Annotated in this window: 8 protein-coding genes; 4 read left to right on the top strand and 4 right to left on the bottom strand. The window is 66.0% G+C overall.

Annotated features, from left to right (window positions below; all coding sequences use genetic code 11):
* Positions 1–5: 5 nt before the first annotated feature.
* From FDY95_RS19600 to FDY95_RS19585, 4 genes are all read right to left on the bottom strand, one after another.
* The gene (locus FDY95_RS19600; RefSeq protein ID WP_138080223.1) at positions 6–9,878 is read right to left on the bottom strand and encodes a discoidin domain-containing protein; all 9,873 of its coding nucleotides are present in this window, start codon (positions 9,876–9,878) and stop codon (positions 6–8) included.
* A gap of 12 nt (positions 9,879–9,890) precedes the next feature.
* A complete protein-coding gene (locus FDY95_RS19595) occupies positions 9,891–10,868 on the bottom strand; it encodes a hypothetical protein (protein WP_138080222.1) in 978 nt (325 codons plus the stop codon).
* 34 nt (positions 10,869–10,902) lie between these two features.
* A complete protein-coding gene (locus FDY95_RS19590) occupies positions 10,903–11,109 on the bottom strand; it encodes a PID-CTERM protein-sorting domain-containing protein (RefSeq protein WP_138080221.1) in 207 nt (68 codons plus the stop codon).
* 363 nt (positions 11,110–11,472) lie between these two features.
* Positions 11,473–14,154, bottom strand: a complete 2,682-nt coding sequence (locus FDY95_RS19585) for a cation-translocating P-type ATPase (protein ID WP_138080220.1) — start codon at positions 14,152–14,154, stop codon at positions 11,473–11,475.
* Between the two features lie 761 nt (positions 14,155–14,915).
* On the opposite strand from FDY95_RS19585, the gene FDY95_RS19580 reads away from it, so the two are divergent.
* From FDY95_RS19580 to FDY95_RS19565, 4 genes are all read left to right on the top strand, one after another.
* The gene (locus FDY95_RS19580) at positions 14,916–17,705 is read left to right on the top strand and encodes an alpha-d-galacturonidase (RefSeq protein ID WP_212744934.1); all 2,790 of its coding nucleotides are present in this window, start codon (positions 14,916–14,918) and stop codon (positions 17,703–17,705) included.
* A 130-nt stretch (positions 17,706–17,835) separates the two neighbouring features.
* Positions 17,836–19,383 carry an MGH1-like glycoside hydrolase domain-containing protein gene (locus tag FDY95_RS19575; protein WP_138080219.1) on the top strand — a complete coding sequence of 516 codons (1,548 nt, stop codon included), beginning with the start codon at positions 17,836–17,838 and terminating at the stop codon, positions 19,381–19,383.
* A 253-nt stretch (positions 19,384–19,636) separates the two neighbouring features.
* Positions 19,637–21,223 (top strand): glycoside hydrolase family 28 protein, encoded by a 1,587-nt coding sequence (locus FDY95_RS19570; RefSeq protein WP_138080218.1) that lies wholly within the window; start codon positions 19,637–19,639, stop codon positions 21,221–21,223.
* A gap of 63 nt (positions 21,224–21,286) precedes the next feature.
* Positions 21,287–24,097 (top strand): glycoside hydrolase family 95 protein, encoded by a 2,811-nt coding sequence (locus FDY95_RS19565; RefSeq protein ID WP_138080217.1) that lies wholly within the window; start codon positions 21,287–21,289, stop codon positions 24,095–24,097.
* Positions 24,098–24,168: the final 71 nt, after the last annotated feature.

The raw sequence follows: 24,168 nt of genomic DNA, 5'->3' as shown, positions 1-24,168 counted from the left end.
GGTGATTAGTCTTTCACCAGGCGGCGCACCACCGTGCCGCCATTCGAGTGCAGGCGCAGGGTGTACACGCCGGTGGGCAGCTCGCGCAGGTTCAGCTCCTGTGTGATGACGCCTTGGCGCACTGGCAGGCTGAGCGTGCGCACCACCTGGCCCACCGTGTTCAGCACTTCGGCGCGGACCGTGCCCGTCGTCTCCCGCAGGCCGGCCACGGTCAGCGTCGCCACGCCGTGGGTCGGGTTCGGGAACAAACTCACGCTGGCTTGCGGCTGGGCGCTGCTGGTGCTGGTTATGCGGGGCTGGAACCAGAGGAAGAAGCGCTGGCGGGTGGAGTCGGGGTGCATCGTGAAGGCGTACACCGAATCCAGGGCCAGGTCCTGGCGGCGGTTGAGCAGGCGGTCTTCCAGCAGCACCTGGGTGCCGGCCGGCAGGTGCTGCAGCGCCGTCAGCACCAGCGTGTGCGCCCCGTTCTGGCTCACGCGCAAGCCCAGCGGCACCACGCCGGCCGTGGCCAGCGCGGGCAGGCCGTTGATGCTCAGCGCGTCGGTGGCGGTGTTGCTCCAGAGGCTGGGGCGGCCGTTGCCGTTGAGCTGCACCTTGTAGGCGTCGTAGCCTGCCTGGTAGCCCTGGCCGGCCTGCGGATCGAAGTAGAGCACCGTTTCGTCGGCGGCCCCCTGGGCGTTGCGGGCTTCCAGGCGCAGCAGGGGCTTGGGCGCGGTGGCCGGGCTCGTTTGCGCCTGCCGCTCGAAGGCCGGGCTCAGGTAGGCGGTGTGGCGCACGGCGTTGGTCAGGGTGACCGTGGCCGCGGCCGCCGTGGCCCGCACGAAGAAGCCCTGCATGGCGGCCAGGTCCTTGCTGCCGCCGTTCTGGCCCACGCCGTTCACGTACGAGCGGTAGGCCCCGGTGTAGCGGCCCGAGGGCACGTACACGTACATGGCCTTGTCCAGGCCGGCCGCGCCGGGCACCAGGTCCCAGTCGATGGGGGCGGGGTAGGGGTTGCCGAGCAGGTTCCAGCCCGCGCCCGTTTGCCCACCCCGGCTGAGCGGGATGCTCACCGCGCCGTTCTGCAGCACGCCGCTGATGTCGACGGTCGTCGTCGGGTCGGTCATGGCCGAGTAGCCGCGCATCGGCAGCAGGTTATCCGTTGCGGTGGGCACCATCCAGCCCCGGTCGAAGACGTTGGCCGCCGCGCTGAGGCGGGTTTCGTCGTACTGGTAGAAGGTCGGGAACGGGTTGGCGGTGTTGCCCACCGTGTTGTAGGCCGGGTTCAGCTCGAAGACCGGCAGGTCGTCGGCAAACTCGCTGACGGTGGCCGAGCCCAGCTGCATCGGCGAGGAATAGTGGCGGTAGCCGCTCACCGGGCCGCTGATGTAGCGTTCCATCGTGCTGCGGCCCGTCACCAGGCCCCCGCCCACGGGGTTGACTACCATGGCCGTGCCCGAAGCATTCGAGTGCAGGGTCAGGAAGCCGGCCGAAGCCAGGTTGCCCGAGGTCATCGTCAGCACGTGGGTTACGCCGGCGGCGCTGCCCAGCGTCACGCCCGAGCTGTTCTGAATCAGCAGGTCGTAGAAGCGGATGGGCGTGGTGGTGCTGCCGCCGAGCGTCTGGGCGGAAGTGCCCACGCAGTACCAGGGGTAGCTGCCCACGTTCACCAGGCCGCCGTTGGTGAGGTTGCCGTAGAGGTACACCGGACCGTTGCAGGTCAGGCCCACGGTGTTCTGCACGTTCAGCCCGTAGAAGCGAATCTGGGCCGAGCCGCCGAGGGTCTGCGCCACCGTGCCGTTGAAGTACACCGTGTAGGTGGCCGGGTTGAAGGGCCCGTTGCAGAGCCCGTTGCCCATCACGTAGATGTCGCCGCCCAGCACGCAGCCCACGGGGTTAGCCCAGGTGACGTGGTGGAAGGTGGTCTTCGCCGTCGAGCCGGTGGTGGTAATGGTCTGCTGGCTCGTACCGTTGAAGGTCACCAGGTAGCCGTTACCCGAGAAGATGCCCGAGTTCAGCCAGTAGCCGCCCACCACGATGTCGTGGAGCAGCTGCACGTTCACGGCGTTGGTGATTTGCAAGTTGAAGAACGTGCTCAGCGCCGTGCCGCCGATGGTTTGCAGCACCGTGCCGCTGAACAGCACCAGCTGCCCATTGGCAATAAACCCAGCGTTGTTCACCCAGTTGCCCGTCACGCCGATGGCGTCGAGCAAGGTCACGCCGGCCGCGTTGTCGAAGGTGACGTCGTGGAAGCGGGTGTTGCCCGAGGTGCAGGTAATCGTCTGCGCCGTGGTACCGATGAAGCGGGTTTTCTTGCCGCAGCCGCAGAAGATGCCCGAGTTGACGAAGTTGCCGGTCAAATCCACGTCGTAGTCCAGACTCACGCCCGCCAGGTTGGTCATGGTCAGGTGGTGGAACACCGTCAGGGCCGTGCCGCCGATGGTCTGGGCCACCGTGCCGTTGAAGAGCACCGCCAAGCCGTTGGCGACGAAGGTCGCGCCGTTGTTCAGCCAGTTGCCCAGCAGCGTAATGGCGCGGTCGATGCGGACATTCGCGCCCGAGGCCAGGGTCAGGTGGTGGAAGGTGGTAGCCACCGAGCCGCCGATGGTTTGCAGCACCGAGCCCTTGAAGGTCACCAGCTTGCCATTGGCCAGGAAGCCGCCGTTGTTCAGCCAGTTGCCCGTCACGAAGACGTTGTTGTAGAGCGTCACGCCGCCCGCGTTGGCGAAGGTCACGTGGTGGAAGCTGAGCGTGCCGCTCGGGCAGTAGATGCCCTGGGCCACCGTGCCGTCGAAGTACACCGTGTAGCCGCCGGCCGTGAACAAAGCCAGGTTGCGGAAGTCGCCGCGCACCCGGATGTCGTTCAGCAGGCTCACCCCGGCCGTGTTGTTGAAGGTGATGCCCTGGAAGGCCGTCACCACCAGGCCGCCGATGGTCTGGGCCACCGTGCCGTTGAAGGTCACCAGGTAGCCGGCCACCGCGAATAGGCCGTCGTTGACGAAGTTACCCGTCACGAAAATCGGCCCGCCGAGCGTCACGCCCACCGTATTGACGATGTTCAAATGGTGGAAGGTCGTCACGGCCGAGCCGCCGATAACCTGGGCCACCGTGCCGTCGAAGTACACTGTGTAGGTAGCCGGCACGAACACCCCGTTGTTGACCCAGCCGCCGCGGACGCGGATGTCCTGGGCCAGCGTCACCGACACCGTGTTGGTGATGACGATGCCGTAGAAGGGTATCACTGCCGCCGTGCCGCCGATAATCTGGTTCACCGTGCCGGCGAAGGTCACCACGAAGCCGTTAGGCAGGAAGGTGCCGTTGGCCGTCCAGTCGCCGAGCACCGTAATGGCCCGGTCGATGCGCACGTTGGCACCCGAGCCGATGGTCACGTGGTGGAACTGCGTCAGCACCGAGCCGGCAATGGTTTGCAGCACCGAGCCCACGAAGTACACCCCGTAGCCGCCGGCTACGAAGCCCCCGTCGTTCACCCAGCTACCGGTCAGGTACAGGTGCGAGAGCAGCGTCACCGAAGCCGGGTTCTGGAAGCGGACGTTGTAGAAGCGCGTATCGGCCGAGGCGGTAATGGTCTGGGCCGCCGAGCCGTTGAAGTACACCAGGTACGAGCCGCCCAGGAATACGCCGGTGCCCAGCCAGTTGCCCAGCACCGTAATCGGTTGCGCCAGGGTCACCGACACCAGGTTGCCCACGCTCACATGGTGGAAAACGGTGTTGACTACGCCGCCGATGGTCTGGGCCACCGTGCCGTTGAAGAACACTGTGTAGCCGCCGTGCGCGAAGCCGCCCGAGTTCAGCCAGTTGCCCAGCACGTACACGTTCGTCTGCAAGGTCACCGAAACGAGGTTGTTCCAGGTCACGTGCCAGAAATTGTAGGTGCCCGCGCCGCCGATAACCTGCGCCGCCGTACCGTTGAACAAGCAGGTGTAGCCCGTGTACACGCCGCCCACCAGGTCGTAGCCGTAGAAGGTGCCGTTGTTCACGAACGAGCCCAGCCAGCTTACGTTCTGCAGGATGCGCACCTCAGTATTGCTGCCTATGTTCCAGCCGTAGAACGAGAGGCCGGTGTAGCCGCCCACCGTCTGCACGTAGCCGCCCAGGCCGTTGAAAAACACCGTGTAGGTGCTCGGCGTGAACGAGCCCGAATACAGGTAGTAGTTGCCCGCCACGTAGATGTTCGAGGCCAGGCTCACGCCCGCCGCGTTGTCGACGTAGAAGTGCCAGAAGTAGGTCGTGGCGTTGGCCGAAATGACCTGGGCCGCCGTGCCGCCGAAGCGCACGAAGTGGCCCGTGGGCACCCCGCCGGTGAGGTAGTAGCCGTAGAACACGCCGGTATTCACGAAGCCGCCCAGCACGTAGATGTTCTGGTACAGCGTCACCGACACCGGGTTCTGGAAGGTCACGTCGTAGAAGTTCGTCACCTGCGTACCGCCGATAATCTGCGCCGCCGTACCGTTGAACACCACCGTGTAATTACCCGCCGCGAACTGCCCGTTGTTGATCCAGTTGCCGAGCACGTAGATGTTCGACACCAGGCTGACGCCCACCGTGTTGTTGATGGTCACGTGGTAGAAGTTCGTCACGGTCGAGCCGCCGATGGTTTGCAGCACCGTGCCGTTGAAGGCCACCGACTGCACGCCCACCACGAACGAGCCGTTGTTGACAAACGCCCCGCCCAGCCCGATGCCGGTGTTCAGCGTCACGCCGCCCGCGGTGTTCAGGATGGTCAGCCCGCCGAAGTTCGTGACCTGCGTACCGCCGATAATCTGGTTGACGGTGCCGCCGAAGGTCGTCACGTAGGTGCCGCCCACGAATACCCCGTTATTGGTCCAGTTGCCCAGCACGTAGATGTTCTGGTTCAGCGTCAGCCCGCCCAGGGTGTTCGATACAATGACCGAGTAGAAGTTGGTCACCGACGAGCCGCCGATAACCTGGCCTACCGTGCCGTTGAAGTTCACGAAGTACGAGCCGCCCACGAAGCCACCGTAGTTCAGCCAGTTACCCGACACGTAGATGCCGGTGTTCAAGCTCAGCGTCGAGGTGCCGTTCACCGTCACGCCGCCGAAGTACACGGCCGTCGAGCCGCCCACCGTCTGCGTGCCGTTGCCGGCAAACACGTAGGAGCCGCCCGTCACCCAGGTGCCGTTGCTCACCACGTTGCCGTAGATGGTAAACGTGCTGGATACCTGGAACGAGGCACCGTTGATGACGGTGATGTTGTTCACCACCGCGCCGGTGCCCGTCACAATCGGGTAGTACGAGCCCGTGCTGATGATGACGTTGCTCGTAGCCGTCGGTACCTGCCCGCACGACCAGTTGCGCCCGTCAAACCAGTTGGTGTTGTAGCCGCCCGTCCAGGTGTAGCTCACGGCTTGCACCGCCAGGTTGGTCCCGTTGTCGTTCGAGCTGCTGGTAGCCGGAGCCGAAGCATCCACCCGAATCCGGTAGCCAGTGCCCACGGCCGCGCCGGCCGGAATCGTGGCCGAAATGATACCGCTGACGCTGGTGCCGCTCAGGCTGATCGAACCGATGCTGGTAGCCGAGGCAAACGAGCCGCTGGCGTCCGACAGCAAAGCCGTAAACACGTTGCCGCCGCCGAATACGCCTTGGGTCGTGAACGGTACGCTCAGCGCCGAGCCGGGGCAGTACGAGCCGCTGAACTGGCCCGTCGTGACCGAGGCCATCGGCTGCCCGATACTCACCGTGATGGTGCGCTCCACGGTGCAGCCGTTCTGCGTCACGTTCAGCGTGTAGCTGCCCGCGTTGCTCTGCGTCGCGTTCTGAATCTGCGGGTTCGGCTGCGAGGAGCTGAAGCCCGGGCCGGTCCACTGCAGCGTGGCGCCGTTCGGCACACCGGCCGAGGTCAGCTGAATGGTGCCGCCCGCCGCTACCGGCGAGTTCGACGAGGCCACGACGCTGCCCAGGTTGATGATGCTCCACAGCCCGCTTTCGGCCGAAGTCAGCGCCGGGTTGGTGCTGACGAGGCGCACCCGGTACAGGCTGCCCGTCACGGCCGTGGCCGGTACGGTCACGCCCACCGTGCTGGTGCCCGTGCCCGTGAAGCTGCGCGTGCCGATAACCGTCGGGGCCGCAAACGAGCCGTTTTCATCCGACAGCTCGGCCGAAACCGTGCCGCCGGCCGTCAGGCCGCTGCCGTCCACCGTGAAACTCAGGTTCAGGAAGTTGCCGGCGCAGGTCTGGCGCGCCGCGTTCGAGTTCAGCGTCAGCGTGGGGGCGCTGGGGTTCACCGTCACCTGAGCGGTAGCCGTAGCCGAGCAACTGCCCAGCGTCACCGTCAGCGAGTAGGTGCCCGAGTTGCTGGTCGTGGCGTTGCTGAAGTTCAGCGTCGGGCTGCTGCCGGTGCTCACGTTGCCGAAGCCCGGCACCGTCCACACGTAAGTGGCCCCGCTCACGGCCTGGGCCGTCAGCGTCACGGTAGCGCCGGTGGCTACCGGCGAGTTGTTGGTCAGCACGGCCGCCACCGGGGCCGGGTTGACGGTCAGATTCGAGCCGTTGTCGTTGATGCTGAGCACCGCCGGGCTGCTGCCCACCACCCGCACGCGGTAGCCCGCGCCGGGCGTGGTATTCAGCGGGAAGGTCACCGAAATCGAGCCGGAGCCCTGACCCGTGAAGCCCACCGTGCCGAGGCTCACCGGCGCGGCGAAGGAGCCCGTAGCGTCCGAGAGCTGGGCCGTCAGCACGTTGCCGGCGCCGAAATTGTTGCCCGTCACGCTGAAGCCGATGTTGCGGTTGCTGCCTGCGCAGAATGCGCCGCTAAACTGCGTCACGCTCAGAATCGGGTCCGTGGAGGGCTGCACCGTCACCTGCGTGGTCGATACCGGGCTCTGGCAGCCGCCCACCGTCACGTACAGCGAGTACGTGCCCTGGTTGGCCGACTGCGTGGCGTTGGTAATAATCGGGTTCTGTTGGGTGGAGGCGAAGTTCGGACCGAACCACTGGTACGAGGCCCCGGCCACCGGCTGGGCCAGCAGCTGAATCGTGCCGCCGTACGGCACCGGAGAGTTCGACGAGGCCACCGCCACTGGCTGCTGGGTCAGGCTGATGTTCGAGCCGTTGTCGGTCTGGCTGGTCACGTTCGGGTTCGAGCCCACCAGGCGCACCCGGTAGCCGTTGCCCGTGGGCGTACCAGCCGGGAACGTGGAGAAAATCGAGCCGGAGCCCTGCCCCGTGAAGCCCACCGAGCCGATGGTCGTGGGAGCAGCAAACGAGCCGCTGGCGTCCGAGAGCTGCGCCGTCAGCACGTTGCCGCTGCCGAACACGTTGCCCTGCACCGAGAAGCCGATGTTCAGCGAGTTGCCGGCGCAGCCGGAGTAGCTGAATTGGCTCATCGACAGAATCGGCTGGGCCGAGGGCTGCACCGTCACGCGCACCGAGGCCGAGTCCTGGCAGCCGCCGCTGTTCTGCACGTACACGAAGTAGCGGCCGCTCTGGCTGGGCTGGGCGTTGCCGATGCTCAGCGTCGCACCGCTGCCCACGTAGCTGGTGCCGCCGCTGGTGTAAGCTACGTACCATTGGTAGCTGGCCTGGCTGGCCGGACCGGCCGTCAGCTGAATAGTCCCGTTGTAGGGCACCGAAGTCTGGGCGGCCGAAGCCGTAGCCACCGGCACGCCGCGCACCGTCAGGTTCACGCCGTTGTCGGTGCCCGTCACGGCCGGGTTGGTGGCCACCACGCGGATGCGGTAGCCCGTGCCGGCCGGGGTGCGGAAGGCAATGCTGTCGGTCAGCACGCCGCCGTTGGTGTTGATCGAGCCGGTGCCGTAGAGGCGGCTGTTGGCCGTGAATACCCCGTTGGCGTCCGAAAGCTGAAACTTGAACTGGTTGCCGGCCAGGTAGGCGCCGGTGTTCGTGGTGAACGGCACCGAAATAAAGGTGCTGGCGCAGAACGAAGCGGGCGACACCGTGCCCGTGGCAATGGTCGGCGGATACGCGTAGCTGGCCGCCGAGCAGGCCGTGCCGCCCGGCGTGGTCACGCAGATCTGGCCGGTAGTACCGCCGGCCGGGGCCGACACCGTAATCTGGGTGCCGGAATTGACCACGAAACCCGGGGCCGCCGTGCCGTTGAAGGTCACCGCCGTGGCGCCCGTCAGGTTGGTGCCCGTGATGACCACGCTGGTGCCCGGGGCCCCGCCCGCAGGCGTAAAGCTGGTAATGGTGGGGCCGGCGCAGTTGAAGTAATAGCTGCCCGCGCCCGAAATGATGGCGTACTGCCCGGTGCTGTTCTGAATGACAATGCGCACGACCCGCGCGCTGACCGGCGCGGCCAGGGTGCGGGTTACCGGCGTGGTCGTACCCACCGCGAAGCTGGCCGTGTAGGTGTCCACCGTGGTGTAGGTACCGGTCAGGCTTAGGGCCGTTTGCACCAGCACCGTAAAGTTGCTGGTATTGCTCGGCGTGAGCTTGTAGCGCACCTCGCTGATGGTCTGAGTGCTGCCCAGGTCAGCCTGCAGCAGGCTGCCGTTGTAGCCGTAGAACGAGTTGCTGGTGTTGGGCGCAGCCGGGTCCGCGTTGAAGGCCGTTTCAGCCAGCCCGTTGGTGCTGCCGCCGTAGTTGTAGTTCACGCTCGGCAGGCCCGCGGCGAAGTTGGCTGAGGAGGCGCAGCCGTTCTTCAGGAAGCTGCGGTTGGTCACCAGGCTCCATTTGCCACCCGCGTCGCGCGTCCGTACAAAAAAGCGGTGCGCGCCGTCCGAGAGGGCCGAGGCGTCGGCCATAAAGCCAAAACCGGCCATATCTGGTGCCGGCGAAGCTACTGGTACGTCGGTAGCGCTGCCAAAGCCGGGGTCGGTATCGAAGTAGTACTCAATCTTGGTGATGTTCGGCGCGGCGGCCGGCAGCGGCTCGTAGTAGAAGGGCCGGGCCGTGGTCAGGCTCCACTTGCCGTTGGCGTCCTTGGAGCGGACGCTGATGGTGTGGAAGCCCGTGGTCAGCGCGCCGGCCGGGATGGAAATGGCCACGCCCGCCACGTCCAGGCCGGCCGTTACGGGTACGTCGGTGCCGCTGCCGAAGCCGGGGTCGGTGTCGAGGAAATACTCGACTTTGGTGATGTTCACGGCGGCCACGGCGGCCGGCTCGTAGTAAAAGGAGCGTCGCGTGGTCAGGCTCCACTTGCCGTTGGCGTCGCGGGTGCGCACGCCCAGGTTGTGGAAGCCCGCGCTCAGCCCGCTCACGTCGTAGCTGAAGGCCAGCCCGCTCAGGTCGTTGCCCGGCGCGGCCACCGGAATGTCGGTGGCGCTGCCAAAGCCGGGGTCGGTGTCGATGAAGTACTCGGCCTTGGTGATGTTGACGGCCGTCGCCGCCGCCGGCTCGTAGTAAAAGGTGCGGCGCGTGGTCAGGCTCCACTGCCCGTTGGCATCCCGCGAGCGGACGCCGACGATGTGGAAGCCGGTGCTCAGCGCACTCACGCTCAGCGAGAACGTGACGCCCGCCAGGTCGGCGCCGGCCGTGACGGGCACGTCGGTGGCCAGGCCGAAACCGGGGTCGGCATCGACGAAGTATTCCACCTTATTGACGTTGCTGGCGGTGGCGGCCAGCGGCTCGTAGTAGAAGGTGCGGCGGGTGCTCAGGCTCCACTGCCCGTTGGCGTCCTTGGTGCGGACGGCCAGGCGGTGAAAGCCCGCGCTCAGGCTGCTCACGTCGTGCGTGAACGAGAGGCTGGCCAGGTCGGCCGCGGGGGAGCTGATGGTGATGGGCGTGGCGGCGCCAAAGCCGGGGTCAGGGCTGTCGAGGTAGTACTCGGCCTGGCTGATCGTCTGGGCCGCTCCGGGTAAGGCGCTGCCTAGGATGCTGCTCACGAGCAGCATCAGCAGCACGACCGGGCGCCCCCACCAACCGCCCCGCCCCGCGTCGTTTCGGGAAGGGAATTGCATGGCTGGGGGCGGTTAGTTGTTCGAGCGGGTGCTCAGGTTCACGTTCAGCGTGTTGCCGTTCAGCGTCTGGTTGAACTGGTAAATCGTCGGAATGGCCGGGATGCCCGAGAGCTTGTAGGGCGTGTTGCCGCCGAAGGCGCCGATGTCGGTACCGCTCTGCCCGGTGCCGCGGGCCGGGTTGGTGCCGGTTTTCAGCTGGTACCAGGCATCAAACTGCGAGCCGCCGGGCGCGAGCGTAAATACCGACGCCTGGGGCACGTTGTTCTGGTTGTTGTTGGCCGTCGAGAAGCCCGCCTGCGCGCTGATGTTGTAGGAGTAGATGTTGTTGCTGGGCGTGAAGCTGCTGGCGAAGTAGTTGTTGCGCACGTTGAAGTTGTCCATCGACACCGAGCTCAGCGCCACGTTGTTGGTAAACTCGCCGCTGCACCCCTGCAGGTTCACCGAGGTGGCGTAGATGATGTTGTTGGTTACCAAGACGTTGTTGGCCACGTAGTTGTAGTAGCTCAGGCCATACAGGTAGTTCTGGCGGATGTTCAGGTTGCTCTGGCCGGTGGTAGCGTAGCCCACGTACAGCCAGCTGGTGAAGTAGTTGCGCTGCACGGTGACGTTGCTGGTGCCGATGTACATGTCGCTCAGCGTCAGGCCCGCGATAGAGGCGCCCGCGCTGCCGGTGTTGAAGTACACGGTGCCCAGCTGGGCCGAGGTCGGGTTGGCCTGCAGGCCGGCATTCTGGCTGGAACCCAGGAAGTAGCCCGGGCCCACGATGGTCACGTTCTTGGAGCAGGTCAGCGTGCCGTAGCCGGTGCTGGAGGGCTCCACCTGGATGATGTCACCGGCCACCGACGCGTCGTGGGCCAGTTGAATGGTGCTGTAAATGTTGGTGCCCGTGATACCGGAGTTGTTCACGCGGCGGATGGTTTGGGCCTGGGTGGCCAGCGTGGTGGCGGCCAGCAGCAGGCCGGTCAGCAGGGAAGCGTACAGCTTTTTCATAGAGAAGCGGAGTGTGAAGTAGGCAGGTGAGAGGTTAGGCCCGGCGACGACGCGGGCGGCGGAGTTGGCGCAGGGCGTAGGCCGCCCCGCCGGCCAGCAGTAGCACCGCGCCGCCGTCGAGGGGCACGGCCGTGGGCTCGGGGGTGCCGGGCGTGGGGCCCCCGGAGCCGGGGTCCTGGGCCAAAGCCGGCGTCGTCAGAAGCAGCGCCACCAGCAGGTAGCTTTTCGGGAAATACCGCATGCAGGGAACCATTGCGCAGAAGCACCCGGTCCCATTTTTCGGGGCATGGTGCTTTGCTGGTTTAGTAGGTTTTTTCTGCGGTAAAATTGATTTTATCCCCGCCCCCTCACAATCCGTAGCCAGCGGCATTTTGGCCTACGGGCTAGTACGGAGGCCCGACTCCGTATGCTTCAGTAGCAGGCGCTTGCAAGAAGCCTTCGGGGTGCCTGAGCAAAGCATCGGCGTCCCGACCGCCGCCGAACCGCGCCCCGACACCGCAGTACCTGGCTCCGCCGCCCTGACCGGCGGGCGCCCCCAATCAGCCAGCCACTCGGTAAAGCGGCGGTTTTCCCAAGTGATTAAGAAGGAGCAGCCCGGTGGTAGTTACAGCGGCCGGGGCGCGGCCACCGCCGCGCCCCGACGGCGCTGCACCAGCTTGCTGATTTCGCTGACGAGCACCGGCAGCAGCCCCAGGCCGATGACCGTCAGCCAGCCGGGGCCGTCCAGCGGGCGGAGCTGAAAAGCGCGCTGCAGCAGCGGCACGTACAGGGCCAGCAGCTGCAACCCCAGGCCCAGCAGCACGGCCCCCACCAGGTAGCGGTTGGTGAGCAGACCGGTCTGGAAGATGGACTTATGGGGGTGGCGGAACGTGAGGGCGTAGAGCAGCTGGCAGGCCACGATGGTCATGAAGGCCATGGTGCGGGCATAGAGCGTCACGTCGGCGGGCACGGCCGCGTCGAAGGGGCTGCGGCCGTGCTCGTAGTAGCCAAACCAGAAGGCAAACATGGTGAGTAGCCCGATGAGCGCGCCGCCGGTGGCCACGCGCCAACCCGCACCGTGCGCGAAAAAGCTTTCCTGCGGCTGGCGCGGCAGCTCCTGCATCACGTCCGGGTCGCCGGGGTCCATGCCCAGGGCAATGGCCGGCAGCGTGTCGGTGAGCAGGTTGATCCACAGCAGCTGGGTGGGCAGCAGGGGCACGGGCAACCCCGCCAGGATGCTCCCAATCATGGCCACCACCTCGCCCGCGTTGCTGGCCAGCAGGAAGATGACCGCCTTCTTGATGTTGTTATAGATGTTGCGCCCCTGCTCGATGGCCGAAATGATGGTGGCGAAGTTGTCGTCGGTCAGAATCATGTCGGCCGCGTTGCGGGCCACGTCGGTGCCGCTCAGGCCCATGGCCACGCCGATGTCGGCCGCGTTCAGCGAAGGCGCGTCGTTCACCCCGTCGCCGGTCATCGACACCACGTTGCCCCGCTCCCGGAAGGCCCGCACGATGCGCACCTTGTGCTCGGGCGACACGCGCGCAAACACCCGGTAATCGGCGATGCGCCGGCGCAGCTCCTCGTCGGGGTAGCGGTTCACTTCCTCGCCCGTCACGGCCTGCCCCAGGTCGACAGCAATGCCCAGGTCGCGGGCAATGGCGAAGGCCGTGTGCCGATGGTCGCCGGTAATCATGACGGTGGTGATGCCCGCGCTGGCGGCCTGCCGAATGGCGTCGCGCACCTCCTCGCGGGGCGGATCGATCATGCCCACCAGGCCCAGCAGCACCAGGTTCTGCTCCATCTCCTCGGGCGGCACCGGGTGGTCGACGGGCCGGTAGGCGGCGGCCAGGGTGCGCAGGGCCTGGTCCGACATCCGCTCGGTGGCCTGCTGCACCGCCGCCCGGTGCGCTTCGGTCAGGGGCACGTCCCGGCCGTTTTCGCGCACGTGAGTGCAGCGCGGCAGCAGGCTGTCGATGGCGCCCTTGGTGAACACGCGCAGCCGCCCGGCCTCGTCGGTGAGCGTCGACATCAGCTTGCGGTCCGACTCGAAGGCCCGCTCGCCCACCCGCGGGTTGCTGTTGGTGAGCTGCCGGCGGTCGAGGCCGAGCTGGTCGCCGAACACGAGCAGGGCAATTTCGGTAGGGTCGCCGGTGCCCTGGCCGTCGGCGTAGGTGGCGTCGGAGCACAGGATCAGGGCCTGGGCCAGTTGGCGGGCCTCCTCGGGCAGCTCGGCGGCCTGGCCCTCGCCGATGGGCAGGTCGGCGGCGCTGCCCGGCAGAAAGCAGCGCGTCACGGTCATCCGGTTCTGGGTGAGCGTGCCGGTTTTGTCGGAGCACACCACGTTCACCGAGCCCAGGGTTTCGACGGCCGGCAGCCGCCGGATGATGGCGTTGCGCTTCGACATGGCCGTGACGCCGATGGAGAGGACCACCGCCACGATGGCCGCCAGCCCCTCCGGAATGGAGGCCACCGCCAGCGAAACCGCCGTCAGAAACATGTCGAGCAGGTCGCGGCCCTGCAGGTAGGCAATGCCGAACATCAGCACGCAGATGCCCACCGCGACCTGGCCCAGGGTTTTGCCGAGCCGGTGCAGGCGCTTTTCCAGGGGCGTCTGGCTGGCTTCTTCCTGGTCGATGATGGTGGCAATCTTGCCCACTTCGGTGCGCATGCCGGTGGCCGTGACCACGCCCGTGCCCCGGCCGTAGGACACCAGCGTCGACATAAACGCGGCGTTGCACCGGTCGCCCAGGGGCGTGTCGGCGGCGGGCAGCACGGCCCGGGCGTCCTTGCTGGCCGGCACCGATTCGCCCGTCAGCGCCGATTCCTCGATCTGCAGGTTGGCCGACTCGAGCAGGCGCACGTCGGCCGCCACGAAGCGGCCGGCGTCGAGCACCAGCACGTCGCCGGGCACCACGGCGGCCGAGTCGATTTCGCGCACCTGCCCGTCGCGGCGCACCAGGGCCCGGGGCGTGGCCAGCTGGCGCAGCGCTTCGATGGCGTTGCCGGCCTTTACTTCCTGCACCACGCCCAGCCCGGCGTTGACGAAGATGACCACTAGGATGATAACCGCGTCGACGTATTCGCCCAGGAAAATCGTGATGACGACGGCCCCGAACAGCACGTAGATCAGCGCGTCGTTGAGCTGGCCCAGCAGCAGCTGCAGGATGGTTTTGGGCTTGCGGCCCCGCAGCTGATTCGGGCCGTAGCGGGCCAGCCGCGCCTCGGCTTCCGCCGTCGTGAGGCCGGTAGCCGGATCAACGGCCAGTTCCTGCAGCGTATCGGCGATGGACGAGGCAACGGACATGGGCGGGAAGAAGGCGGTGAAACCAGTGGCAGCCGGCCGGACGCTGGCTGCCTGGACGGTACGCCAGGGGCGGGGCGCCGTCCTAATATAGACAGTCGGCGCCGGCTCGCTGCCACTGGTTTGGCCACGACGCGGCCGGCAGCTTATTCATCAATGTTAGCAAGCGCGTTGCCCATTGTGCTGGCCGCCGGTTTCCGTGAATTATCGATTGTGTAAGCTGCCGGAAGTCGACAATCCGGGGATGCCGGCTGCGGCACTGCCGGGGCGCCGCAGGGTGGGAGCGGGGGGCACGCGTCGAGCCGGAACAAGACAAAAGCGCGCTGAATGGGCTGAAAACGCGCTGCCGGCAAGGCAAAGCGGTAAATGCAGGTCGGGGCTGGATGGCCGGAAAGTGCTGAGAGGCGCGGCCACCGGAGTGAAACCGGCCCCGGCGCCGCGCCTTAGGGCGCGGATGCGGCCTTGTGACAAGATCATATAGGAATTGGAGAACGGCGTATACATGGACCGCCCGCGCGGCCTGTACTTTTGAATTACTCCCTTCGACCAAGAAGCGGTGAAATTCGGCCAGGCTCGGGGCACGCGCCCCGGGCTGGTAGGGGCGGCGCGCAAGAGTGGGAATCATCGCGCCGCCCCCTCGGCCGCCACCGCCCGAAGCAAGCCCCGCCCGCAATCCTGCCACCCGATTGTCGGCCTGCCTGGGACCTGCGGCCCCGCGCCCGACTACCCCGGCCGCGCCGACCACAAGCCCCCGCGCCGCCCTGATGCCCCGGAGTTTTTGGAAGTCTGTTACCGCCGCTTACCTTCTCGCTGTTTGCCTGCTGCTGACCGGCGCCGCTCCGGCCGCTGGCTCGTCTCCGCCCGCTAAAGGCGTGGCGCGGACCATCGTGCTGCCCAAGGGCGCCCACCCGCGCCTGCGCTACGGCGCCGAGCGGCTGCGCGAGGCCCTGCAACGCGCCGGCAGCCCGGCCACCATCACCGAGCAGGACCAGCTCAGCGGCAAGAAAGACCTGATTGTCGTGGGCCGCGCCGCCGATGCGCTGCTGCAGCAAGCCGCCACCGCCTTCCACGCCTCGGCCGATCAGACGCCGGGCAAGGAAGGCTTTGCCATTACCAGCGGCGACAACAACACCATCGTCATCAGCGGCACCGACAACTCCGGCGCCCTCTACGGCTGCCTGGAGCTGGCCGAGCAGCTGAAGGGGACCCTGGAGGGTAAGCTCGCGGGCAAGATAAAGCTCGTTGACCAGCCCGAAATGGTGATGCGCGGGGCCTGCATCGGGGTGCAGAAGCCCACCTACCTGCCGGGCCGCCAGGTGTACGAGTACCCCTACACGCCCGAGTCGTTTCCGTGGTTTTACGACAAGCAGCTGTGGGTGCGCTACCTCGACATGCTCGTCGACAACCGCATGAACTCGCTCTACCTCTGGAACGGGCACCCCTTCGCCTCGCTGGTGCGGCTGAAGGAGTATCCCTATGCGGTGGAAGTCGACGAGGCGACGTTCAAGAAGAACGAGGAAATGTTCCGCTTCCTCACCGAGGAGGCCGACAAGCGCGGCATCTGGGTGATTCAGATGTTCTACAACATCATCGTGTCGAAGCCCTTTGCCGAGCACCACAACATCAAAACCCAGGACCGCAACCGGCCCATCACCCCGCTCATTGCCGACTACACCCGCAAGTCCATTGCCGCTTTCGTGGAGAAGTACCCCCACGTGGGGCTGATGGTGGCCCTGGGCGAGGCCATGGAAGGCGTGGGCCAGGACGACGTGGACTGGTTTACGAAAACCATCATTCCCGGCGTGCAGGACGGGCTGCGGGCCCTCGGCCAGACCGAGCTGCCGCCCATCGTGCTGCGCGCCCACGACACCGACGCGCCGCGGGTTATCAGCGCGGCGCTGCCCCTGTACAAGAACCTCTACACCGAGGCCAAATTCAACGGCGAGGCGCTGACGACCTACACCCCGCGCGGCTCCTGGGCCGAGCTGCACCGCAAGCTGAGCAGCATGAACTCGGTGCACATTCAGAACGTGCACATCCTGGCCAACCTGGAGCCGTTCCGCTACGGCTCGGCCGATTTTATCCAGAAATCGGTGCAGGCCATGCACAACATCTACGGCTCCAACGGGCTGCATTTGTACCCCGAGTCGTCGTACTGGGACTGGCCCTACACGGCCGACAAGGTGGAGCCCCGGCAGCTGCAAATCGACCGGGACTGGCTCTGGTACAAGGAGTGGGCCCGCTACGCCTGGAAAGCCGACCGCCCACGTGAGGGCGAAATCGACTACTGGGGCCAGCAGATCGGGCAGCAGTTTGGCGGCGGGTCCGAAACCGGCAAGCGCGTACTGGAAGCCTACGAGGCGGCCGGCGAAATCGAGCCCAAGCTGCTGCGCCGCTACGGCATCACCGACGGCAACCGGCAGACGCTCACGCTCGGCATGCTCATGACCCAGCTTATCAACCCGCGCCGCTACGGGCTGTTCACGCTGCTGTATGAGTCGGAGGCCCCGGAGGGCGAAATGATTATCGACTACGCCGAGAAGGAGGCGAAAGGGGAGAAGCACATCGGCGAAACCCCGCCGCAGGTAGCCGACGAGGTGGTGGCGCACGGCAAAGCCGCCATTGCCGCCATCGAGGGGGCCGCGCCGGGCGTGACGCAGAACCAGGCCGAGTTTGCCCGGGTAAAAAACGACATGTACTGCCAGGACGCGCTGGCCAATTTCTACGCCGACAAGGTGCGCGCCGCGTTGCAGGTGCTGCGATACAAGTACAGCCATAACGTGGCCGACCTGGAAGCTGCCGTGCCCCTGCTGACCCGCAGCGTGCAGCACTGGGAGCGGATGGTGGCCCTAACCAAGGACTCGTATCTGTACGCCAACAGCATGCAGACCGCCCAGCGCAAAATCCCGATGCGCGGCGTGGACGGCACCTACAAAACCTGGGTGGAAATGCTGCCGGTGTACCAGCGCGAGCTGGCCAACCTGCGCCACAATCTCGATTCCCTGAAGCAAGTACGCCCGCTGCCCGCCAGCCAGAAAACAGCCCGCCTGACCCCGGCGCCCGTCACGCTGCTGAGCAAGGCCCAGACCTACACCGTGGGGGCGGGCCAGCCCGTCTTCGCCGATACCACCGCCCAGCTGACGGCCCTGGCGCCGGAGCTGCTGGGGCTGAAAGGTATCCGCCTCGGCAAAGCCCAGATGCAGAGCCAGCGCACCGAGTTGCGCTTCAGCACGAAACAGCCGGTGAAGCTGCTGGTGGGTTACTTCGGCAGCAAGAACCCGCGCTACCTGCCCGTGCCGACCCTGGAAATCGACGCTACGGCCAACGACTACGGCCAGGCCGACATCAAAATCAGCAACGCCGCCATGGTGGCCGGCCTTCCGCCGGTGAACGTGCACACCTTCAGCTTCAAGCCCGGCACCCACACGCTGAACCTGGGCAAGGGCGCGGCCCTGCTGCTAGGCTTCGTGCCCGCCGATGAGCCCATCCGCACCTACAATGCCGGCCTGGGCGTGACCAACAAGGACGGGGAGCTGGACTGGCTGTTTGAGTAATCTTAGGTGATGAGGTGACAGGTAACACGTGACAGGTCGTTGCCTCTGCGCCCTCCGCGCTTCTTCCGCGTCCTCTGCGGGCTAAAGTCGTTCGCCTCGCCTGCCCGCTTCTGAATCCGAACCCACCCGCATGACCATATCCATCCGAACGACCTTCCTGCTGTTTGGCCTGCTGACGGCCCCCGCCGCCCAGGCCCAAACCGGCTTCGTGCTGAGCGACGCCACGCTGCGCGCCGACGTGGCCCGCTTCAACGCGCTGGACAAGGAGGACGTGATAAACCTGGTGCCCAACGCCAAGGCCGCCGACTGGCTGAGCCAGCAGGTGCCCCGCTTCGAGTGCCCCGACTCGGCGCTGCAGCACACCTACTACTACCGCTGGTGGTGCATGCGCAAGCACCTCAAGCAGACGCCCGACGGCTACGTGTTCACCGAGTTCATCACCCCGATGAAGCACGCGGGCACCCACAACACCATCAGCAGCGCCCTGGGCCACCACCTCTACGAAGGCCGCTGGCTGCGCGACCCGCAGTACATCGAGCAGTACACCAAGTTCTGGCTGTACGTGGACGCCAAGCGCACCGCCCCCAAGCTGCACGGCTTCAGCAGCTGGCTGCAGGACGCGGTGTGGAGCCTGTACCTGGTCAACCAGAACCAGCCGCTGGTGCGGGAGCTGCTGCCGGCCCTCAATGCCGACTACCACCTCTGGGAAAAGGAGCGGATGCTGCCCAATGGCATGTTCTGGCAGTACGACGTGAAGGACGCCATGGAGGAATCCATCAGCGGGGGGCGCAAGGTGAAAAACGTGCGCCCCACCATCAACAGCTACATGTACGGCAACGCCAAGGCGCTGACGGCAATGGCGAAGCTGACCAAAAATGACACCTTGGCGAGCAAGTACGCCGCCAAGGCCAAGCAGCTGCGCGCCGACGTGCAGCGGGTGCTCTGGGACGACCAGGATGCCTTCTTCAAGGTGCAGTACGAGCAGGGCGGCCTCTGCGAGTGGCGCGAGGAGCTGGGCTACATTCCCTGGTACTTCTCGCTGCCCGCCGACAAGGCCAAGTACGCCAAGCAGTGGGAGCAGCTCACCGACGAGGGCGGCTTCAAGGCGCCCTGGGGCCTGACCACGGCCGAGCGCCGCGCCCCCGGCTTCCGCACCCACGGCTCGGGCCACGGCTGCGAGTGGGACGGCGCCGTGTGGCCCTACGCCACCACCCAGACGCTCAAAGGGCTGGCCAACCTGCTCACCGAGTACAAGCACCAGGATGGCATGAGCCGGCAGGTGTACTACGACGAGCTGCGCAAGTACGCCCTCTCGCACCGCAAAAACGGCCAGCCCTACCTCGGCGAGTACCAGGACGAAAAAACCGGCGAGTGGCTGAAGGGCGACAATCCGCGCAGCAGCTACTACCATCACTCCGGCTTCGCCGACCTCATCATCACCGGCCTCGTGGGCCTGAAACCCCGCGCCGACAACGTGGTGGAGCTGACGCCGCTGGTGCCCGAGGGCCAGTGGGACTACTTCTGCCTCGACGAGCTGCGCTACCACGGCCGCACCCTCACCGTCATCTGGGACAAGACGGGCCAGAAGTACGGCAAGGGCCCGGGCCTGCGCGTGTTTGCCGACGGCAAGGAAATCGGGCGGGCGGCCAAGCTGCAGCGGCTGACGGCCAAGCTGTAGCCGCACGAAACTCCCCTCCTTTTTGAAGGAGGGGACGCCAAGCCGCAAGGCTTGGCTGGGGTGGTTGAATCGTTGCTGATGTCTGAACGACCCTACCAGCCCGACCCTGCGCCCTCCGCAGTAACTTCCTCAGGCTAGAACCATCCAAAAAAACCAGCCGTCAGCAACGACGCAACCACCCCAGCTTCGGCAAGCCGAAGCGTCCCCTCCTTCAAAAAGGAGGGGAGTTTTTCGCCCTCCGCTTCCCTTGCCCATGAAAACCCGCTCCTTCCTCAGTCTGCTGCTCCTGCTGCTCGGTGCCTCGGCCGCCCAGGCCCAGCGGTACTACAACGTGCTCAAGTACGGCGCCCACAACGACAGCACCAGGCTCAGCACCGAGGCCATCCGGAAAGCCATTGCGGCGGCCAGCAAGGCGGGCGGGGGCACGGTGTACTTCCCGGCGGGCAAGTACCGCACCGGGGCCATCCACCTCAAGAGCAATATCACCATCGACATCGACGCGGGGGCCATCCTCTACTTCAGCGACAATTTCGACGACTACCTGCCGATGGTGCCCACCCGCTACGAGGGCATCGACATTACCAGCTTCTCGCCGCTGTTTTACGCCTACAAAGCCGAGAATATTACGATTAAGGGCCGGGGCATTATCGACGGGCAGGGCAAGAAGTGGTGGGATTTTGCGGAGGGCAAGTCGCGGGCCAGCCAGGACTCGAAGTGGCAGCAGGAGTTTTTCCGGCTGAACAAGGACATCCTGAAGCCCGATCTGCCGGGCGTGATTGAGCGCGGCTTCATGCGCCCGCCCTTCATCCAGCCGATGTACTGCAAGAATGTGCGCATCGAGGGCATTACCATCCGCAACTCGCCGTTCTGGACCGTCAACCCCGAGTTCTGCGACAACGTGACGGTGACGGGCGTGACCATCAACAACCCTAAGTCGCCGAACACCGACGGGATAAACCCCGAGTCCTGCCGCAACGTGCACATTTCCGACTGCCACATCAGCGTCGGCGACGACTGCATTACCATCAAATCGGGCAAGGACCGGGCGGGGCGGCAGATGAACGTGCCGGCCGAGAATTACACCATCACCAACTGCACCATGCTCTCGGGGCACGGCGGGGTGGTTATTGGCAGCGAAATGTCGGGCGGGGTGAAGAAAATCGTCATCAGCAACTGCATTTTCGACGGCACCGACCGGGGTATCCGCATCAAGACGGCCCGGGGCCGGGGCGGCGTGGTGGAGGATATCCGCGTCGATAACATCGTGATGAAGAACATCCGGGAGCAGATGATTGTGCTCGACATGCAGTACGCCAACACGCCCGCCGAGCCGGTGTCGGAACGCACGCCGCGCTTCCGCAACATCCACTTCAGCAACATCAGCGCCGAGGGCAACCAGGCCGGCCTGCTCAACGGCCTGAGTGAAATGCCCATCGAAAACGTCACCTTCTCGAACCTCGACTTCGACGCCAAGCAGGGCTTCACCGTGCGCGAAGCCCGCAACGTGGCCTTCCACAACGTGCAGGTCAACACGCAGATCGGCCCGGCCCTGCGCGCCGAAAACGCCCAGCAGCTCCGCATCGACGGGCTGCGCGGCACGGTGCCCGCCGGCGCCCCGCTCGTGGAGCTGGGCAACGTCGCCGACGCCTTCGTGTACAACTGCTTCCCCGCCCCCGGCCTCGACACCTTCCTCAAGCTGAAAGGCGCCGACACCCGCGGCATCGTGCTGCAGAATAACTACCTGAAGGCGGTGAAAACCCCGATTGCCAAGGGCGAGGAAGTAAAGCAGCCAATAGAAATTACCGCCGCCGAAGTGGCGCCGGCTATCCGGCCGAAATAAAACGACTCAGCGCCCTACGCGTTTCTTCTGCGCCCTCTGCGGGCTAAAACTCGTCTGCCCCGAATGCTCCGAACCTCTCTACTGCTCCTCGCTCTGCTGCTCAGCCTCGGAACTGCCGCCGCCCAGCAGCCGCTGACGCTGTGGTACACCAAGCCCGCCGAGAAGTGGACCGACGCCCTGCCGCTGGGCAACGGCCGGCTGGGCGCCATGGTGTTCGGTGGGGTGGGGCAGGAGCGGCTGCAGTTCAACGAAACCACGCTCTGGACCGGCCGCCCGCGCCCCTACGCCCGCCCCGGCGCCGCCCAGTACCTCCCCCAGATCCGGCAGCTGCTGGCCCAGGGCAAGCAGGCCGAGGCCGAAGTCCTGGCCGCCCAGCACTTCATGGGCCTGCGCGACCACGAAGACGGCTACGAGCCGCTGAAAGCCGCCTGGCTGCAAAAAATCAAGGCCGTAACCGCTCCGCAGGCCCTGGCCGCCCCCGGTTGGCAGCCCATCAGCATCCCCACGCCCAACGGCTGGGAAGTGGCCGGTCTCGATGGCCTCGACGGGGCGGTGTGGTTTCGCACCAGCTTCGAGCTGCCCGCCGCCTGGGCCGGCAAAGACCTCACCCTGAGCCTGGGCCGCATCCGCGACCAGGACCTGACCTACGTCAACGGCCAGCTGATCGGCTCGGACGAGGGCATCAGCAAGAAGCGGCGCTACCGGGTGCCCACCGCCGCGCTCAAGGCCGGCCGCAACGAGGTGCTGATCCAGGTCATCAACTACTATGATAAAGGCGGGCTGATCGGGGTGAAGGAGCAGCAGCCGGTGTTCGTGGCCTACCCCGAAGCGGCCGACCCCGCCACCGGCATAGCACTGAATCCCGCCTGGCAATACTGGGTACAGGACCAGAACCCGCCGCTGACGCCCACCTACCAGGCCGCCTACCAGCCCTTCGGCGACGTGCTGCTGGATTTTGCATCGACTGACCCGACGACCAACTACCGCCGCGAGCTGGACATTCGGCAGGCCCTGACCCGCACGCGGTACCAGCAGAACGGCGCCACGTTTACCCGCGAGTATCTGGCCAGCTACCCGCGCAACGCCGTAGTGGGCCGCCTGCGCGCCGGCGAGAAAGGTCGCCTGAACTTCAGGGCCCGCTTCGACAGCCCGCATCAGCAGCGCCGCACGTACCGCATCGACGACCACACGCTGGCCCTGGCCGTGCAGGTGCGCGACGGGGTGCTGCGCGGCGTGAGCTACCTGCGCGTGGCCGCCAAAAAGGGTAAAGTCTCGGTAACCGATGAGCAGATTCAGGTGGCGGACGCCGACGAGGTGACGCTGTACCTGACGGCCGCCACCAGCTTCGAGAGTTACCAGAAAGCCGATGCCGACCCCGAAAAGCGCGCCGCCGAAACCATGCGTGGCGTCAGCGGCCAGAGCTTCGACAAGCTGTACAAGGAGCACCTGCGCGACTATCAGCCGCTGTTCAATGCCTACCACCTCGACCTGGGCCACACGCCGAACGAGCAATTGCCCACCGACGAGCGGATTCTGAAGTTCAGCCCCGCGGCCGACCCGGCGCTGCTGGCCCTCTACCAACAGTACGGCCGCTACTTGCTGATTGCCTCCTCGCGCCCGGGCGGGCAGCCGGCCAACCTGCAAGGCCTGTGGAACGAGTCGCTGACGCCGTCCTGGGGCAGCAAGTACACCACCAACATCAACCTGCAGATGAACTATTGGCCGGCCGAGCTGCTGGGCCTCTCGGCCTGCGCGGCGCCGCTGTTCGGGCTGATCGGCGAAGCGGCTGAGGCGGGGAAAGTCACCGCCAAGGAGCACTACAACGCCGGCGGCTGGGTCTTGCATCACAACACCGACCTCTGGCGCGGCACGGCCCCCATCAACGCCTCCAACCACGGCATCTGGGTGACGGGCGCGGCCTGGCTCACCCAGCCCATCTGGGAGCATTACCAGTTCAGCCAGGACCGGGAGTTTCTGCGCCGGCAGTACCCCATCATGAAGCAGGCCAGCCAGTTTTTCCTTGACTTCCTGGTGCGGGATGAGCGCACCGGCTGGCTGATCAGCACGCCCTCCAACTCGCCCGAGCACGGCGGGCTGGTAGCCGGCCCCACCATGGACCACCAGATCATCCGGGAGCTGCTGCGCAACACCGGGGAGGCTGCTCGGACATTGAAAATCGACGCTGACTTTGAAAAACAACTCTTGGAAGCGTACGTCAACCTAGCCCCGAACCAGGTGGGCAAGCACGGGCAGCTGCAGGAGTGGCTGGAAGACAAGGACGACCCCACGGACACCCACCGCCACGTCTCGCACCTCTGGGGCGTGTTTCCGGGCACCGATATTCCCTGGGCCGATCAGCAAATGACCCAGGCCGCCCGCACCTCGCTCACCCAGCGTGGCGACGAGGGTACCGGCTGGAGCCTGGCCTGGAAAGTCAACCTCTGGGCCCGGCTGCGCGACGGCAACCACGCCCTGCGCATCCTCGAAAACCTCCTCGCGCCGGCCGAAACCGGCAGCGGCAGCGAGCGGGGCGGGGTGTACCGCAACCTCTTCGACGCCCACCCGCCCTTCCAGATCGACGGTAACTTCGGTGGCGCGGCCGGCATGGCCGAAATGCTGCTGCAAAGCCACGCCGGCTACCTCGATGTGCTGCCCGCCCTGCCCGCGGCCTGGCCCGCGGGCGAAGTGCGCGGCCTGCGCGCCCGCGGCGGCTTCGTGGTCAGCCTGCGCTGGCAGGCCGGAAAGCTGACCGGGGTGGATATCAAATCGGAAGCCGGGCGGCCCTGCGAGCTGCGCTACGGCGACAAAAAACTGAACCTGAACACCAAAGCCGGTGAAACCTATAAGCTCAACGCTGAGCTGCAACCACTGTAGCGTCGGGCCGTCCGCGTCATAGCGCGAAACTAAATTCGGCGTGCGGCCAACAGCCGAGCTAACTCTACCCA

The organism is Hymenobacter jeollabukensis (genome assembly GCF_005771675.1).
Lineage (GTDB): Bacteria > Bacteroidota > Bacteroidia > Cytophagales > Hymenobacteraceae > Solirubrum > Solirubrum jeollabukense.
Note: the sequence above shows the minus strand (reverse complement) of the source record. Positions and strands in the feature narration are given on the sequence as shown.

Coding starts and splice junctions, on each gene's coding strand:
- FDY95_RS19600 (WP_138080223.1), bottom strand. CDS start 9,878: ATGCAATTCCCTTCCCGAAACGACGCGGGGCGGGGCGGTTGGTGGGGG.
- FDY95_RS19595 (WP_138080222.1), bottom strand. CDS start 10,868: ATGAAAAAGCTGTACGCTTCCCTGCTGACCGGCCTGCTGCTGGCCGCC.
- FDY95_RS19590 (WP_138080221.1), bottom strand. CDS start 11,109: ATGCGGTATTTCCCGAAAAGCTACCTGCTGGTGGCGCTGCTTCTGACG.
- FDY95_RS19585 (WP_138080220.1), bottom strand. CDS start 14,154: ATGTCCGTTGCCTCGTCCATCGCCGATACGCTGCAGGAACTGGCCGTT.
- FDY95_RS19580 (WP_212744934.1), top strand. CDS start 14,916: ATGCCCCGGAGTTTTTGGAAGTCTGTTACCGCCGCTTACCTTCTCGCT.
- FDY95_RS19575 (WP_138080219.1), top strand. CDS start 17,836: ATGACCATATCCATCCGAACGACCTTCCTGCTGTTTGGCCTGCTGACG.
- FDY95_RS19570 (WP_138080218.1), top strand. CDS start 19,637: ATGAAAACCCGCTCCTTCCTCAGTCTGCTGCTCCTGCTGCTCGGTGCC.
- FDY95_RS19565 (WP_138080217.1), top strand. CDS start 21,287: ATGCTCCGAACCTCTCTACTGCTCCTCGCTCTGCTGCTCAGCCTCGGA.